15 protein-coding genes, 1 pseudogene and 1 other annotated feature are annotated in these 16,169 nt (G+C 59.9%); of the genes and pseudogenes, 13 read left to right on the top strand and 3 right to left on the bottom strand.

All coding sequences use genetic code 11. From position 1 onward, the window contains the following. Positions 1–113: 113 nt before the first annotated feature. Entirely contained in the window at positions 114–1,106 is a 993-nt protein-coding gene (locus C8J40_RS19355) for a site-specific integrase (RefSeq protein ID WP_132898417.1), read from the bottom strand. Between the two features lie 394 nt (positions 1,107–1,500). Between C8J40_RS19355 and C8J40_RS19350 the strand changes: the two are divergent. The 13 genes and pseudogenes from C8J40_RS19350 (at position 1,501) to C8J40_RS19300 (ending at position 13,777) form a co-directional block, all read left to right on the top strand. Continuing rightward, a pseudogene (locus C8J40_RS19350) lies at positions 1,501–2,732 on the top strand (IS3 family transposase). Further along, positions 1,785–1,901, top strand: a sequence feature (AL1L pseudoknot). (Overlaps the previous pseudogene by 117 nt.) Further along, positions 2,729–3,235: a hypothetical protein gene (locus C8J40_RS20860; protein WP_243693510.1), complete on the top strand. Its 507-nt coding sequence runs from the start codon at positions 2,729–2,731 to the stop codon at positions 3,233–3,235. Before C8J40_RS19350 ends, C8J40_RS20860 begins: the two are co-directional and overlap by 4 nt. 70 nt (positions 3,236–3,305) lie before the next feature. Then, the gene (locus C8J40_RS20850) at positions 3,306–3,716 is read left to right on the top strand and encodes a UDP binding domain-containing protein (RefSeq protein WP_243693509.1); all 411 of its coding nucleotides are present in this window, start codon (positions 3,306–3,308) and stop codon (positions 3,714–3,716) included. A 67-nt stretch (positions 3,717–3,783) separates the two neighbouring features. Then, a complete protein-coding gene (locus C8J40_RS19340; protein WP_132898416.1) occupies positions 3,784–4,779 on the top strand; it encodes an NAD-dependent epimerase/dehydratase family protein in 996 nt (331 codons plus the stop codon). A 108-nt stretch (positions 4,780–4,887) separates the two neighbouring features. Continuing rightward, positions 4,888–5,145 (top strand): hypothetical protein, encoded by a 258-nt coding sequence (locus tag C8J40_RS19335; protein ID WP_165911541.1) that lies wholly within the window; start codon positions 4,888–4,890, stop codon positions 5,143–5,145. Then, the gene (locus tag C8J40_RS19330; RefSeq protein WP_132898414.1) at positions 5,145–5,489 is read left to right on the top strand and encodes a hypothetical protein; all 345 of its coding nucleotides are present in this window, start codon (positions 5,145–5,147) and stop codon (positions 5,487–5,489) included. Before C8J40_RS19335 ends, C8J40_RS19330 begins: the two co-directional genes overlap by 1 nt. A gap of 229 nt (positions 5,490–5,718) precedes the next feature. Further along, positions 5,719–5,862, top strand: coding sequence for a hypothetical protein (locus tag C8J40_RS20475; protein WP_165911540.1), 144 nt, complete (start codon positions 5,719–5,721; stop codon positions 5,860–5,862). A 258-nt stretch (positions 5,863–6,120) separates the two neighbouring features. Continuing rightward, positions 6,121–7,452, top strand: coding sequence for an O-antigen ligase family protein (locus C8J40_RS19325; protein ID WP_165911539.1), 1,332 nt, complete (start codon positions 6,121–6,123; stop codon positions 7,450–7,452). A gap of 232 nt (positions 7,453–7,684) precedes the next feature. Continuing rightward, entirely contained in the window at positions 7,685–8,233 is a 549-nt protein-coding gene (locus tag C8J40_RS19320) for a polysaccharide biosynthesis/export family protein (RefSeq protein WP_165911538.1), read from the top strand. 26 nt (positions 8,234–8,259) lie between these two features. Further along, positions 8,260–10,455 carry a polysaccharide biosynthesis tyrosine autokinase gene (locus C8J40_RS19315; RefSeq protein ID WP_132898411.1) on the top strand — a complete coding sequence of 732 codons (2,196 nt, stop codon included), beginning with the start codon at positions 8,260–8,262 and terminating at the stop codon, positions 10,453–10,455. 15 nt (positions 10,456–10,470) lie between these two features. Continuing rightward, positions 10,471–11,697 (top strand): hypothetical protein, encoded by a 1,227-nt coding sequence (locus C8J40_RS19310; RefSeq protein WP_132898410.1) that lies wholly within the window; start codon positions 10,471–10,473, stop codon positions 11,695–11,697. Continuing rightward, positions 11,694–12,971 carry a hypothetical protein gene (locus tag C8J40_RS19305; RefSeq protein ID WP_132898409.1) on the top strand — a complete coding sequence of 426 codons (1,278 nt, stop codon included), beginning with the start codon at positions 11,694–11,696 and terminating at the stop codon, positions 12,969–12,971. The genes C8J40_RS19310 and C8J40_RS19305 overlap by 4 nt, the downstream gene beginning before the upstream one ends. Then, positions 12,968–13,777, top strand: coding sequence for a glycosyltransferase family 2 protein (locus C8J40_RS19300; RefSeq protein ID WP_132898408.1), 810 nt, complete (start codon positions 12,968–12,970; stop codon positions 13,775–13,777). The genes C8J40_RS19305 and C8J40_RS19300 overlap by 4 nt, the downstream gene beginning before the upstream one ends. 7 nt (positions 13,778–13,784) lie before the next feature. Here the strand turns inward: C8J40_RS19300 and C8J40_RS19295 are convergent, their stop codons facing one another. Both C8J40_RS19295 and C8J40_RS19290 read right to left on the bottom strand, forming a co-directional pair. Further along, entirely contained in the window at positions 13,785–14,816 is a 1,032-nt protein-coding gene (locus C8J40_RS19295; protein ID WP_165911537.1) for a rhamnan synthesis F family protein, read from the bottom strand. Continuing rightward, positions 14,813–16,087 carry a hypothetical protein gene (locus tag C8J40_RS19290; protein WP_132898406.1) on the bottom strand — a complete coding sequence of 425 codons (1,275 nt, stop codon included), beginning with the start codon at positions 16,085–16,087 and terminating at the stop codon, positions 14,813–14,815. Before C8J40_RS19290 ends, C8J40_RS19295 begins: the two co-directional genes overlap by 4 nt. Positions 16,088–16,169: the final 82 nt, after the last annotated feature.

Raw genomic sequence — 16,169 nt, 5'->3', positions numbered from 1 at the left:
TGCTCATCCGTCAGCCAGTACAGGTCGCTCATCCACGCTCTCCTCACGGAGCCTGAATCAGATCGCGCCTCTCATATCAATGGGTCCTGACCCTAAGTGATATAAGCACCTGATTATAGGAATCTTTCCCCTGCATGGTCACGGAAGAGTTCGTGGTTTCGAACATAGTCCGACAGAATCTCCAGCGACTTATGCCGGCTGACTTCCTTCATCTTGAACACGGTCGCGCCTTGCCTGGCCGCTTCGGTCAGAAAGCCGGCGCGCAGCGAATGGCCTGCAACATGCGCCGAATCATAGCCTGCGCCCGAGGCACGCGCTTTTACTACCAGCGCAACGCCCCGGTCGCTCATTGGCTTGGCCGTAATCCGCCCTTGGGGGGTCAGCTTGCGGAATACAGGGCCGTCGCCGAACCCGGCACAGGCGATCCACGCCAACAGCAACGCCTTTGGTCGGATCCGACGACCCTCGGGCACCGCGATCGTCGCGCCTTCGCCTTCCTGGTCGGTCTTCGATTTGCGGATCGTGATCAACAACCCATCGGGCGTGATCGCGACGTCGTCGATATTCAGCGCAACCAACTCGGATCGCCGCAACGCTGCAGCCATGCCGATCGCGAGCAGCGCCCGGTCGCGCACATCGCGTATGCTGTCACCATCACAGGCACGCAACATATCGCGTAGCATGTCACCGTCCGCGGCACGCTTCTGCACTTTCTTGACGCCATGGGTGCGCCGAATCCCGGCCACAACATTGCGGATCGCGATCGCACCCGCCTGTTGCTGCGGTGGATCCAACCCCGCCTGCGCATGCATGTAGCCGATCGCCGCCAGACGCCGCCCGATCGTCGATGGCCGTGCGCCTTCCTGCGCCTCGCCTGACAGAAAGATCGCCACTGCGCCAGGCGCGGCCGGCAGCGGATCAATCGCGTGCGCCGCACACCACGCGAGAAAGATGCGCCAATCCGATTCATACGCACGCCGCGTCGCTGGCGCACGCGCTGCGGCAACGTAGGCCCGTGCAGCTTCAATCTCTTCGTCCAACAACAACGGGATCAACGGTGTCGACGAGATCCGCGTCAGCGCGGTGTCGTCGAGGTCGTCGCTCATGCGCAATTGCTCCGGCTTGGGTCACACCGGGTGTGTGCACCAAGCGCGCATAGCAATTCCGCGATATTGTGCCCAGATTCTTTATTCCGAGAATGTCATTTATCGGAATAAACCCGCCAAATTTCGCATACGCTACGTTAGGCTTTGTAATTGCATCGCGTCGTTTAGCGCCCGGGCGTCCGACCTAGACACTTCGGACGTCGTTTATGCCAGCGAGGTGATCGACCAGCGGCCATCCATATTATCGAAACCGGAAACCTATCTCGACGGCAGTACTAGAGCTGCGACCGCACGGCAGGCAATATCCCGCAATCTCCTGCTTGTCCGGCGCACGGGTTGGCGTCTGAACCGCCCCGGGTTTGTCGGAGGCTCCAACTCCTGAGAAGGTGGAGCCATGACGAGCAAGACGACCAACAAGTTTGCGCCAGAAGTACGCGAGCGAGCGGTGCGGATGGTTTTCGATCACGAGCGGGATCACCCTTCTAGGTGGGCGACCGTGGTATCGATCGCCGAAAAGATCGGCTGCGTTCCGCAGACGCTACATGAGTGGGTGAAGAAGGCCGAGGTCGACAGCGGCAAGCGCGGTGGTGTCCCGACCGAGGTGGCGGACAAGGTGAAGGCGCTGGAGCGCGAGGTCCGTGAACTGCGGCAAGCCAACGAGATTCTGCGCAAGGCATCGGCATATTTCGCGCAGGCGGAGCTCGACCGCCCGTTCCGGCGATGATCGCTTTCATTGACGATCACCGCGATGCCTATGGGGTCGAGCCGATCTGCCGTGTCCTGCCGATCGCCCCATCCACCTACTATGAGCACGTCGCGCAGCGACAGGATCCATCGCGTCTGTCGGCACGGGCGCGTGAGGATCTGATCCTTAAGCCCGAGATCGCTCGCGTGTTCGCGGAGAACTTTGCGGTCTACGGCGTGCGGAAGGTATGGCGGCAGATGATGCGGGAGGGCTTCGTAATCGCCCGTTGCACCGTCGAACGGCTGATGCATGAGATGGGCTTGGCAGGCGTAATCCGGGGCAAGCCGGTGCGTACGACCATCAGCGACAAGGCGGCGCCGTGCCCGCGCGATCACGTCAACCGCCAGTTCTTCGCGCCAGCGCCGAACAGGCTTTGGGTGTCGGACTTCACCTATGTCGCGACCTGGGCAGGGTTCGTCTACGTCGCCTTCGTCATCGATACCTACGCCAGACGGATCGTAGGCTGACGCGCAAGCAGGACGGCGCACGCCGGCTTCGTCCTGGATGCGCTCGAACAGGCGCTCCACGATCGCCGTCCGACCCATCGGGGCGGCCTGATCCATCACAGCGACCGTGGGTCGCAATACCTGTCTATCAAGTACACCGAGCGCCTCGCCGAGGCCGGGATCGAGCCGTCAGTAGGCAGTGTCGGCGACAGCTACGACAACGCTTTGGCCGAGACAATCAACGGCCTCTACAAAGCCGAGGTGATCCACCGGCGCGGACCCTGGCGCAGCTTCGAAGCCGTCGAGTACGCCACGCTCGAATGGGTCGACTGGTTCAACCATCGTCGGCTGCTGGAGCCCATCGGCAACATCCCGCCTGCCGAAGCCGAAGATCAATATTATGCTGCCGCGGACAACATCGATATGGCAGCATGACTCACAACCCAAGGCCTCCGGCAGACCCGGGGCGGTTCAGCCGGCGCTCCATCGTTATTTACGAGAGCACTGTCTATCCCGGAGTGACCGAGGAGATATGCGGCCCCGAGCTGGAAAGGATCAGCGGCCTCGCGTGCGGCGACGACTTTTTTCTCGCCTACTCACCCGAACGGATTAATCCCGGCGACCGCGAACATACTATCGATCGAATCACTAAAGTTGTATCCGGCCAGACACCGCAGGTGCTGGACGCGGTCGCCGATCTTTATAGGCAGGTGACAAGCGGAGGCGTATTTCGTGCCGCTTCGATTAAGGCTGCCGAGGCGGCCAAGGTAATTGAGAACGCGCAACGCGACATTAACATCGCATTCGTCAACGAGATCACGCAGATCTTCGCGAAGATGGACCTGTCGATCTGGGATGTGCTAGCGGCAGCCGGAACCAAGTGGAATTTCTTACAATTCGAGCCCGGTCTGGTGGGGGGGGCACTGTATCGGAGTTGATCCTTATTATCTGGCGCATCGTGCGACTGAACTTGGTTCGCATCCACGCATCATTTTGGCGGGGCGCGACATGAACGACGGCATGGCTAAATGGGTGGCGAAAGACGTGCACGATTGGCACAAGACAGGTGCCGGCCGAATACTCGTACTTGGCCTTGCGTTCAAACAAGACGTGCCCGACCTCCGCAATTCCAAGATTGCAGATCTTATCGCGGCCTTTCGCAACCTCGGCCACCAAGTTGACGTCCATGATCCGATTGTCTCGCCAGCGGAGGCTTTACGCGAACACGGGTTGGAAATGATACTTGCGCCTAGTGATACATACGATCTCATTGTCTTAGCGGTCCCTCACCGCGAACTCCTTCGGGAATTTGGTCGATTTGCTAAGCTTTTGGCAACCGGAGGGAGTATCGTCGATTTGAAAAACGCGCTCGCAACATCCGGGCAAACACCTGCTGGGGTCAAGCTCTGGACAATGTAGCGGTCCTCTAGCACTTGCCGGGTACCGTGGTACTCCCCTAAAGTGGGATAGATTCAGGAGATACTTAATGCGCGTCCTCGTTACCGGTGCCGCCGGGTTCATCGGCTTTAGCCTCAGCCGCCATCTGCTCGCTCGCGGCGACACGGTACTTGGTATTGACAGCCTCAACAATTATTATGATGTCATGTTGAAACATGCACGGCTGGGCGAACTTGGCCGGACGTGCGACAGGTTCGCGTTTAAACAGGTCGACTTTTCTGATCACGCTGAGCTCGACGCCGCGCTCGATGATGAAGACTTCGACCGTATCGTACATCTTGGCGCGCAGGCAGGCGTCCGTTATTCGATTGAAAATCCCCGCGCCTATCTTCAGGCCAACCTTGCTGGCCATCTGAACATGATCGAGGTCGGGCGGCACCGACGGGTCAAGCATCTCGTCTATGCCTCGTCCTCTTCGGTCTATGGCGGCAACGACACGCTGCCATTCCGCGTCGAGGACCGCGTCGATCAGCCCCTGTCGCTTTACGCTGCTACCAAGAAGGCAGACGAGCTGATGAGCGAAACCTATGCGCATCTCTATCGCTTGCCGCAGACTGGCCTGCGCTTCTTCACTGTCTACGGCCCTTGGGGGCGCCCCGATATGGCCATGTGGCTGTTCACCAAGGCGATCTTCGACGGCCGTCCGATCGACGTGTTCGGCGAGGGGCAGATGCGACGTGACTTTACCTATATCGACGACATCGTCGCCGGCATCGTCGCCTGCCTCGATAATCCTCCGGCTGACGACGGTGTGGTTAAGGCGGGCGGCAGCGTCAGCCCGCACCGGATTTACAATATTGGCAACAGCCGTTCGGAGAATTTAGGCGAGATGATCTCATTAATCGAGCAGGCATGCGGTCGCTCCGCTGAGCGCCGTCTGCTGCCGATGCAGCCCGGCGACGTGCGCGACACCTTTGCCGATATTAACGCGATCCAGCAAGACCTTGGCTTCGAACCGCGCACGACGATAGTCGAAGGGATTCCGCGGTTTGTCCAATGGTACCGCGACTATCACGGCATCTAAATTTCACCAGATTCCGCACACTGGTTTTTGTCGACGGCCGACGCCCGTCGAGCGCCTTTAGCTCGGCCTCGATAGCCTCAAGGCTGGCCGTCCATCTATCCGCGGACGATGCTGCGCCCGACTGTTCCGCTATCAAGAAATTCTTGGATGGGCGCCGCGCGCTGGTCTGCCTCGATCTCAGGGGTGAACATCTCAACCGGCCCTGCCCGCTGTCTGGGCCGCGACTATGATCTGGCCACGGGCAGCGAACGCAGCACCATCTCCTGCGTCACTATCGGCATCATGGTCGGCACTGCCTACGTCGTCGTTCAGGACATCAACGCGTACATCATCACATATCGTCGCTGCGGTTCGGTTTTCGCCTGATGGCTGCCATTGTCGACTTGCTCTGGATCCTTGTGTTCCGCTGGAATGGCCTTTTGGCAAGCGCTCCACCCTGCTCGGTTCCGCGCGCCTTGGCGACCGCAATATCGCATTACTGGAAACAAGAGACGGCGATCTGCTTGTCGGACGTGCATAGAAAGACGGCAAGCTGCTTCGTCAGGATGGTTCTGCCCATCTCGTTACCATTGCCTGCACCCGGCTCGGGCACCTATGGAAGCTCGGTCAGCAAGCATGTCACCTCACGCCGGTTGTTCACTCCGATGGAATCATGCTGCTTTGCCCTGATCGCCAGCGCTTCCTTCGGCTGGGGCAAGCTCTCCCGCTAACCGAGCGGATCTCTTATTATCGTGACCGGGCGTCTGTTGGCGTGCTCGCTGCGTAGCGACAGGTTCGAGCTATCAGAAGCTTGCTCCATGCTTGTTGCAGGAATGATAGTAGGAAGACGGCAATCGGATTTTGCACATCATGTCTACCTGTCGACATGGGTGTGAATTGTCTCCGAGCCAGTTATGAGCTTAAGACATGATAAAACGAGATCCTACGCGAGGGCTTACGATGATCGAGATAACGCGAGAAACCATTGCATACGCGATCATTGCCATCATCGTGGTCATAGCGATACCGGTGGTCATCAAAATGAGGATTGAGCGCCACCGCGACCGTCTCCGCAGGCGCGGGATCAAGCGTCATGGGCATTGACGAGGAATTATCTCTGCCGTCGCATACCTAATCAGGTTGTTCGATAAGGGTCGGTACGGAGATAGCCTGCGGTCGCTACTGATTGCCCCGTCCAAGCGCCTGCAACTGATCGAGCGGCTTAGGAGCTTGCCACGGCTTCCGAACTTACGAAAATTTCGCTAGAGGCCGCCTCTACGAGCGATGTGAAAGACAATTATAATGCTTGGGGTCAAAGCCGGAGCTTGGCGCAGTTCCGTACACTTCTATCTGGTTGCCGCATTGATCGTCGCGACGGCATTGCTGGGCGGTTCTTCTCGCCCTGATGCCGGCACCCTTCTTTTGTTGCGACCCATCGTCGTAGCGATCCTTGGGGGTGTGCTGCTGATTGCAGGTGGAGAGGATCGTGCAATCTCCCGCGCGCCGAGAATTTTTCTTACGCTCCTTGCAGCAACTATCGCGGTCCAACTCATTCCGCTTCCACCACAGTGGTGGCTCTCGCTTCCTGGCCATGGCCAACTCGCGCCATCGATCAGCCTTGCTGGACCTGCGGCAGGCTGGCGCCCGATATCCTTATACCCAGATCTAACGCTCAACGCGCTCATCGCGCTTCTTCCAGCGGCAGTCGTCGTTCTGGGCTATGCGCGATTGACCCGCACACAGCGGCTGAGCCTGTTACCGTGGCTCGTTGGAATCGCTGCGCTCAGCGCCATGCTAGGCCTCGTACAAATTCTTGGGGGCGGCAACAGCCCTGCCTATCTCTATCGCCCCACCTCGCTAGGGTTGCCCGTTGGACTATTCGCCAACCGTAATCATCAGGCAGTCTTCCTCGCCTTGGCGCTGGCTCCGCTAAGCGTCTGGGGATTGCGTAGCAGAGGCAAAATCGCTTTGCCCATACGCATTGCAATGGTCGTCGGTGGAATCTTGCTGTCCCTGCCCGTCATTATCCTGACTGGGTCACGCTCGGGCCTTATCATGACCTTCGGGGTTTTGTTGCTATTGCCGTGGATCCTGCGAGTGAGCCTGAAGCGCCGCCTTGGGAATACGCGATCACAGATCGTGACCTACGCCGCGCTTGCGGTCGTCGTCCTGGTTGTGGCGGTTATCGGCTACATGGTGTCTAACGATCAGGCTACATCGATCAGCCGCCTGCTCGACACCAACGAACTGCGCGCCGAAAAACGCATATTGGCTGCACCCGTTATGATCCACATGCTCAAGGACTTTTTCCCGGTAGGCATTGGATATGGCGCCTTCGAACCCCTCTTCAGGGCTTATGAGCCCGACGCCTTGCTGACCCCGACCTATTTCAATCGTGCCCATAATGACGTGCTCGAACTGGCAATGTCGGGTGGGCTGTTGACCATAGCGGTGATGGTCGTGTTTGCCGGCTGGTTCGTGCAGCGGTGTATCGCCCTGTTTCGCAATAACGAACGCGGCCTACCGGCAATCTACGCACGCTTGTCGGCGGTCTTGATCCTAGGTCTGATTCTGGCAAGCATCACCGATTATCCCGTTCGCACGCCGATTATCACGGCGGTCTTTGCGCTCGCATGCATGTGGCTTGAGGACGGGTCCCGTCGTCCGCCAAACATCGTTGAGAGCGAACGTTGAATTGCAAAACATGCGCCAGGTCGCTAGGCACCCGCCAGCCTCGTGCGCCCTGCACGGTGGGGGTTTGATACGTATGAATATTCGGCTTGGAGCAGCTGCGTTCCTTCTGCTCCTTTCCGGGGGATGTGCATCCCCCGACAAGATGATCGGGCGATCCGAGCTTACGGTCATGGAGTTCTCCGATCTCCCGGCACCAACCGATGCGGACCAGATCCTCGAACGCAGGCCGTATTTGATCGGCCCGCGCGACAAGGTGGTGATCGAAGTCTACAACGTTCCCGAGTTGACCCGCACGCTCCAGGTCGATGCGAACGGTCAGATTTCGCTGCCTTTGCTCGGCACGATCGATGCGGCTGGTAAATCGCCGGCCGATCTGTCGCGCCTTATCACAGCAGGTCTGACGGGGCGTTTCGTCCGCAATCCCCAAGTTACCGTGAACGCCGATACGACCAACCAGATCATCACCGTCGACGGACAGGTGAAGACTCCCGGCCTGTATCCGGTCCTTGGCAAGATGACCCTGCAGAAGGCGATCGCCTCGGCCCAGGGCGTAACCGATTACGCCAACACCAATTACGTGGTCGTGTTCCGCAAGGTTGGGGACCGTCAAATGGCCGGAGTCTATGACCTGCGCGCCATCCGGCGCGGCCAATATGCGGATCCCGAAGTCTTTACGAACGATATCATCTTCGTAGGCGACGACGCCAACCGTCGATTGGTCCAGACCCTCATCAGCAGCGCTGCGCTTCTGACGGGCCCCCTGATCGCCATCCTGAACTGACCGCCCGAGAATTACGGATACATCGCATGAACAGGATGATCGAGCAGGGCGTCGGTGCCGCGGACCAAACCGCGCCCCGAACCATTACGCCGCACCTACAGGAACGATCGGCGCCTTCGGCACTGACCGAAATACTTTCCGTCGTCCAACGGCGGCGCACGCTCATCGCCGTCATAATTTCGGCGCTTCTGGTGGTAGGGTTGCTGTATTCGCTGCTCGCAACGCGCAAGTATACGGCGTCGGCAGTGCTCGAAATCCAGCGCGAAACTGGAAGCTTCGTGAAAGTCGAGGGCGCGACCAGCAGCGACAATATTGCCGATCAGGAATTTTATCAGACCCAATATGGCCTGTTGAGTTCGAAGTCTCTGGCGGAGCGCGTCGCGAACGATCTAGCGCTATACAGCAACATCGATTTTTTGAAGGCGGCAGGTATTGTCGAAGACAATGATGCAGCCACGCCGACCACTTCGATCTCCGCTCAGGAACGCCGGAACCGGACCAGCGCAGCGGCTGCCTATCTTCTCAAGCGGTTCAAGGTCGAACCGGAACGTTTCTCGCGTCTAGTCACTATCGAATTCACCGGTACCGATCCCGCGCTCACCAAGCGTGTCATCGATACCTGGAGTATCGATTTCATCCGCATGACGCTGGCGCGCCGGTACGATGCCACGTCTTACGCGCGTAACTTCCTGGAGCAACGCCTCGTCCAGTTGCGCTCGCGAATCAACGATAGCGAACGCCAGCTCGTCGATTACGCATCCCGCCAAGGAATCGTAAATCTGCCTGGACCTGTCGGTACACAAGGCGGTGGCGAGCGCTCGATCGTTGCTGAAGATCTTGCCAGCACCAATGGCGATCTTAGCCGTGCCGTCGCGGATCGTGTCCGCGCTCAAAGCCGCCTTAACAATGGCGGTGCTGTCGATGAGGCACTGTCCAATTCGACGATCAATTCGCTGCGCCAGCGCCGTGCCGAACAGGCTGCCGAATATGCCAAGATGATGGCGCAGTTTGAGCCCGGCTATCCGCCGGCGCGCGCGCTACGCCAGCAGATGGCGCAGATCGACCGTTCGATCGCGCAGGAAGTCAGCCGCGTACAGCGGACGTTGCAGGAATCGTTCGTTTCAGCCGAACGCCGGGAAACGCAATTCGAACAGCGTATGAAGACGCTGAAATCGGGTGTTCTCGATTTCCGCCGGCGCAGCATTCAGTACAACATTCTCCAGCGTGAGGTCGATACAAACCGCCAGCTCTATGATGCCCTGCTTCAGCGTTACAAGGAGATCGGCGTCGCAGGCGGTGTCGGGGTCAATAATATTTCGGTCGTGGATACGGCTGAACTGCCTAGCTCGCCGTCCAGCCCCAAGCTTCTGCTGAACATGGCCATCGCGCTGGTTCTCGGCATCGGCCTCAGTGCCCTGGCAGCCTTCCTGCTCGAGCAGATCGATCAGGGCGTCACCGATCCAGGTCAGGTAGAGGGTGCGCTCGGCGTCCCTCTGCTGGGCACGATCCCCAAGCTCGCAGACGATCCGATCGCGCTGCTGGGGGATCGCAAGACCGCGATCAGCGAAGCTTATCTATCGGTTCAGACCAATCTTGGCTTCTCGACCAATCGCGGCTTCCCCTCCTCGCTCGCGGTTACCAGTTCGCGTGCAGCGGAAGGCAAGTCGACCACCGCGTTTGCGATCGCGCAGTCGCTGGGTCGCACCAAACGCCGTGTGCTGCTCGTCGACGGCGACATGCGCTCGCCGTCGGTGCATCACCTCCTGAACCTCAGCAACGACCGGGGCTTCAGCAACTACCTGACCGGCGAGGACGATCTCGACAATCTGATCGTCCGCGCCCCGAACGAGCCGATGGCGATCATGACGGCCGGGCCGCAACCGCCCAGCGCACCGGAACTGCTTTCGGGCGATCGCTTCCGCACGCTTATCGGCGAACTGTTGTCGCGTTACGATCATGTCGTGTTCGACATTCCGCCTGTCATGGGCCTGGCAGACGCCCCCCTGATCGCCAGTGCGGTCGAAGGCGTGGTGTTCGTCATCGAAGCCAGCGGAACGCACGTATCGATGGCCAAGGTCGCACTCGGCCGGTTGCAGAATGCCAATGCGCGTATCTTCGGGACGGTACTGACCAAGTTCGATACGAAGCGCGGCCTGTTCGGCTCGGGTTACGAATATGGCTATGGCTATGGTTACGGCGATACCGCCAAGAAGCCTGCTTAACGATTGGTCCGCGCGATGACTTCCACGTCCCGCCATTTTCCCGGCATCGCTTACAAGGGGGCGTTAGGGCTACTACTCGTCCTTCTGCTCTGGCTGTCGATGGCAGTGTCCTTCGACGGCGTCTTTTCCAGGCGTGATCCCACGGTTGCGTTACAGTGGGCGCCGTGGAGTTCTGCTGCGAAGGTCGTACTGAGCACCTCGCTTGCGACCAACAATCCGACCGATGCCGCTGCGATCGCCGAAGCACGGACGTTGGCGCAACAGGCGCTCAATCGTTCTCCGGTTCAGGCCAGTGCGGCACGTGCGATCGGCGTGAGCGCGTTGTCGGCGCGGAACAACGAAGCGGCTCGCCGCGCTTTCACCTACGCTGCCCGTCTGTCGCGGCGCGATCTGCCCACCGAACTCTATTGGATCGAAGCCAATGTGACGCGCGGCGATATTCGGGGCGCATTGCACCACTATGATATCGCCATGAACGTGTCGGTGAAGAGCCGGGCAATGCTAGGCAACATTCTCATTGCTGCTTCGGCAGAGACCGACGTCGCAAACGAGCTTGCCAAACTGCTCAAGACTCAGCCTCGTTGGCTCCCTGAGTTTTACCAGAGGTTGATGGGTCAGGGCGAAAACCCCGCGACCCTGTTCCACATTGCAAACGTCATGGCGTTTGACGCCCGGGACCCTGGACAGGCTCCATTCGTTTCCATGGCGCTCAATCGCCTGGTTGCACTGGGCGCGTATGAAAATGCGCGGGCACTCTATAGCCGATCGGTCGGCGGACCGAACGAGACGGTTCGAAATGCTGGCTTCGAGCGGGCGAACCGACTTCAGCCGTTTGACTGGACCATTGCCAGCGAGCCTACCTATTCGGGGATCATCGAAACGCGCACGGGTTGGCCGCACGGCAATGTGCTGACCGTAACAGGAACCGAGGCCAATGACGTCGCACGACAGTTGCTGCTGCTCGTGCCGGGGCAGTATCGCCTGGCAGCTGATACGGCCAACGTGCGTCAGGAACGCGAAACGCGCCCCCTGCTGACTATCATGTGCGTTTCCAACAATCGTGCATTGGCTTCGATGCCTTTTGCCGCTGCCGGCGCCAAACCTGCGGTGATGCAAGGAACGTTCACCGTACCCGCCAACTGCCCTGCGCAGTGGATAACGATACGCAACACGCCATCGTTCGACCCCGTCGACAGCGATCCATGGATTGATCGAATTGTCGTGCAGCGCATCGAGCGATGACGAGCATTACCACGACCGAGATTTCGGTCGGCACGTCGAGCGGTTACCAGCGCTTTATCCGGACGCCGCTCTTCGTTGCGCTTCTCCTGGGGGTCATTCTCGCGACGCCGTCCGCGGTATCGTATCTGTTCCTGACCTCATCCCAGGCGGTCGGCACGGCCATCATGGCTGCGCTTGCCAGCCTGTTCCTGGCGCCGGTCGTCCGCTTTCGGATCAGAGTGTTTGCGATAGCGATTCTGGTCGCAGCGATCTGCGGCCATTTTTTCGTTGCGCGCTACATGATCCCCGCCAGCACGGGGCGGTTCGCATCGTCCTTGGTATTGCTGCTGGGCATGATCCTGGCGGCACATTTCGTCGCACAATGGTTGGCAGAGCTATCCGACACAGCGCTCCAGCGCGCGTTGCATTGGCTCAGGATCGCCATGGTCCTCGTGGCGATCCTGTCGATCGTTCATCTCGAACCCCGCCGCTTCGATCTCAGTATCCCTGAAAAAGCGATCTTTCCTTTCACCGAGCACTCCCACTTTGCCTTGGTATTCACCCCCCTGCTTCTGGACGGCTGCGTTCGCGCACGTAGTTTCCGCAGGGCGATATGGCTCGTACTTGGGTTGTTGATCGCGCTGCTGTTGCAGAATTTGACGGTATTGATCGGCTTTGCGTTGGTCGCGCTGATCACCGCTCCGCTGTGGCAGATCGTCATCCTGCTGGTTGTCGTAGCCGGTGCCGCCTTGAGCATGGACTTGACCTATTATCTGGCCCGTCTCGATCTATCGGCTGATACAACCAATCTTTCCGCCCTTGTGTATATCCAGGGCTATGAATTCATGATCGACAGCTTCGGCCTGACATCCGGATGGGGCATGGGCTTCCAGCAACTCAGCGTCATTCCCATGAAAAGCCTAGCCTCGAACGTCATCTATGCCATTACCCGAGGCGATTCCCTTAACGTATACGATGGCGGATTTGGCGTATCAAAGATCGTCAGTGAATTCGGCATTTTCGGCATAGGGCTGACGCTCTATTTTACGGCAGTCGTCGGAAAGTTGTCCTTGCGTCTTCGCAAGGAGGCATTGAGCAAAGTCATCCCGGATTTGACAATAATAGCGCCTTACAGCTTCATCGTCGGCTTCTCGGTCGAGATGTTCGTCAGAGGCGTCGGCTATTTTTCCGCTACCGTCTTCATGCTTATCGTAGCCTATCTGTTTCTGGGCTTGCTCGCCGATCGTAGGAAACCGAGCTCGCCGGCCGGGTATGACAGTGAGCAGGCCGCATGACGTTTTTGCCAGATCGAGACAATGCCGGTGCGTGCGATGCCGTCATCGTCAATTTTCGCACGCCCGAGCTGGTCGTCAGCTGCATCGGCTCCATTCGCGAGCATGACATCTTGCCTGATGCTCGAATCGTCGTCGTAGAGAATGGCTCGGGCGACGATTCTGCAGCGCGGCTGAAGGCCGAACTGCCGGAAATTCCGCTCGTCATCACGCAGGACAACGAAGGGTTTGGCGCCGGCGTCAATCTTGGTGTGGCGCACACGCATAGCGAATTCGTGCTCATACTGAATCCCGACACACGCTTCGTCGACCAGTCGTTCGTCAAGGCGATCGAGCTGCTCCGTGCTGACCCCACGATCGGGATCGTCGGTCTCGATCTGCGTAATGTCGATACCAGCCGGCAATATTCGGCGCGGCGCTTCTACAGCCTGATCGACGTAGCGATACGGCGCACGCCGCTGAAACGCCTTGCGCCTTTCGCTAGACGTGACGCGCGTCACCTGATGACGCGCAACTGGGTTGGAAACAGTTTTGCTGCCGATTGGGTCATGGGGACCGGTTTCGTCGTCCGGCGCGCCGCCTTCGATGCGGTCGGAGGCATGGATACCGACTTCTTCCTCTACATGGAGGACGTGGATCTATGCCAGCGCGTCGCCGATGCCGGCTGGCGGGTCGTCGCTGCGGTCGACGCCGTGCTGATCCACGACCATCAACGCGCCAGTGCCTCTGGACCCTTGTCCCGGAGCGGGCGGCAGCATTTGCGCAGCCTTGCGCGGTATGTGCGCAAGCATGGCATGAGGCCGTTCTGACGGTGCGTCAGCTGCGACGCTGCAACTTCATTCTTACCCCAATGACCTTGGCGATCCCCCAGCGCGGCACCCACATCGCAGCGATTACGGCACGGCCGAGCGCGAGCAACAGCGTGGAACGCATACCCCCCGCGCGATAGTCCGCCAAAATCAGCGGACGTAGCTCAGGCCAGTAGATCGGCCGCGACCGGCTCATCAAAAGCACACCGGGTCGCCGCGCGACCCCGCGGCGGGCCAGATCCTCTTTGATCGGCGCCACCATGTCCGGGGCACGATGCGCAACCACATCGCGCCATTGCCCGATATTCCCGATCCGCATCAGGTTGAGCCGCAGCGCCTCGATCTTGAGGAACGGCACGCCAGCCTCGATCAGCGGACGCCAAAGCAGATGGGCGGGATTGTAGGGCAGCACGCCAGCGATACCGCCGCGGCCGGCTAGCGTGAAGGCCGTGTGATAGCGCAGCCCTGCAGCCGTCAGATTCTGGGTCAGGCCGATCTCGTACCGCAGCACCAGCGCGAGCTTGCTGTCCATCTCAGGCATGGGCTTGCGCATCAGTGCGACAAAGGCGTCGGAATTATAGGCGGACGGGCGCAGGAGCACGAACCAGCTCTGGAGATGCGGCGCCACCTCGAGCGATTCCAGCGCACCATAGAAATCGGCATCGGTATCGATCAGGCCCTCGACAAAGGCAGGAAGGTCGCCGAGCGGCGCGTAAACGCTGTCGTTGGCAAGCAGCAGCAGTTCGGCTTCGATCGGAAACAGGGACAGGCATGCCTCGATCCATCCGCCGAAATCCATGCCCCGGTTTTCGCGCAGGACGACTTCGGCTCCGACCGCGCGCAGCTTGCCACATTCCTCTTCGGACAGTGGCGACGTCGACAGGACGAGGATCGTGAAACCTGCTGCCGCGAGCGCTCGGAGGTAGTGCAGGACATGCTCAGCAACGATCGCATCCTGATGGTAATGCGCGAACAGGCACAAACGACGCGCATGCTGCAGGCGTTCGCGGTCGACCTGCGCCCATGCCTGGTCGTTCACGATGGCGCGCCGGGCCGTGTGCCGGGTCGCGCTACATCAGCCAGCGCCGCCACGACCGGAGCGAAGCTCGCAGCCCAGTCGCGACCCAGCGTAGCACGATCGAAGGCGGCACGCCGTGTCTCGGTGTCGCGTACCCGCTCGACACCCGTTCTGAGCGCATCTAGCAGCCCGTCGATCGACAGCGGGGCATAGAGTATGTTGTCGCAATAGTCGTTCCTGCGCCCCTTCGGCCCGAACCGATTGGTAACGACCACCGCACCGCTCGCGGCCAGATCGAGCGGAGGATAGCTCGGATGCGGCGTATACATCAGCGACAGACCAAGATCGGCGGTACGCACCAGTTGGGCATAATCCGCCCAGGGCACGGTGTCGTGATAGTGGATCGGACGGCCAGCGATATCGATGCGGGGCACATCGATACCAAAGAAATGCACGTCCCATTCCTCGACGGGGAACAGGCCTTCGGCAAAGGCATGCTCCAGCGTCGCGATACCCCGCAGAAACAGGTTTCGAGGATGATTGGGCCGAGCATAGAAGAACAGGTTGCGCCGGCCGCCATGTTCGATCGGGTAATAGATCGACGCCGGGAACGCGGGCTCGAACGCGATCCCATTGGCAGCAGGGCCTGCCGTGGCGCTTTCACGGAAATGGGTCAGCAGCAGCTCGGTATTGACGACATAGCGCAGCCGCGTGTCGTCCAGTACCTCCGCACATAGCAGCTGCTGGTCGCCGCCCGGGTAGAACATCCGCTCGTCTTCCTGCAGCAGGTACACGATCTGCTCGAGCGGTATCGCGTGGCGGGCGGACCAGGTACTCCACCAGGATGTGGTAACAACCAAGTCCTGGGGTCCTAGCGGGACAGGCGCATCGCCCGAGGCTCCTTGGAAGTGGCGGACCTCGATAGGTCCATCGAATGCCGATCCCTGAAGATCGAGCAACGCATGCAAGGCCGGCAGGTCGTGGCGCTGCTGGCGTGTGACGATGCAGATGCCGCAATTCCGCGCGCGTGCCAGTGAAACCGCCAACAGCAGCGCGGTACCCGCCCCGCCCATCAACTGCTCGGGAACGATGCTGTCGATCACCAGCATGATCCGGGGCGGCAGCGCCGGATCGGCGATCGTCCGCATCGGACGCAAGTCACCCAGAGCCTGCTGCGTGAGCGTCGCTACCGATTGCAGCCGGGTGTCCTGCCGACGCCGCTTCATCGCCCGTACGATCGGGCGCTGGAGCTGAACGGGCAGCGCGGCAAAGGCGCGCCGAAAAAAGGCCATGTGAGTCCTGCTGTCCATCGCCGACGGTTCGCCGGCACGCGATCGTCCTAGTAGGCCGCTCCGCCCGCCTCAAGCCAGTGCG

The sequence above is a fragment of the Sphingomonas sp. PP-CC-3A-396 genome, assembly GCF_004343105.1.
Classification (GTDB): domain Bacteria; phylum Pseudomonadota; class Alphaproteobacteria; order Sphingomonadales; family Sphingomonadaceae; genus Sphingomonas.
Note: the sequence above shows the minus strand (reverse complement) of the source record. Positions and strands in the feature narration are given on the sequence as shown.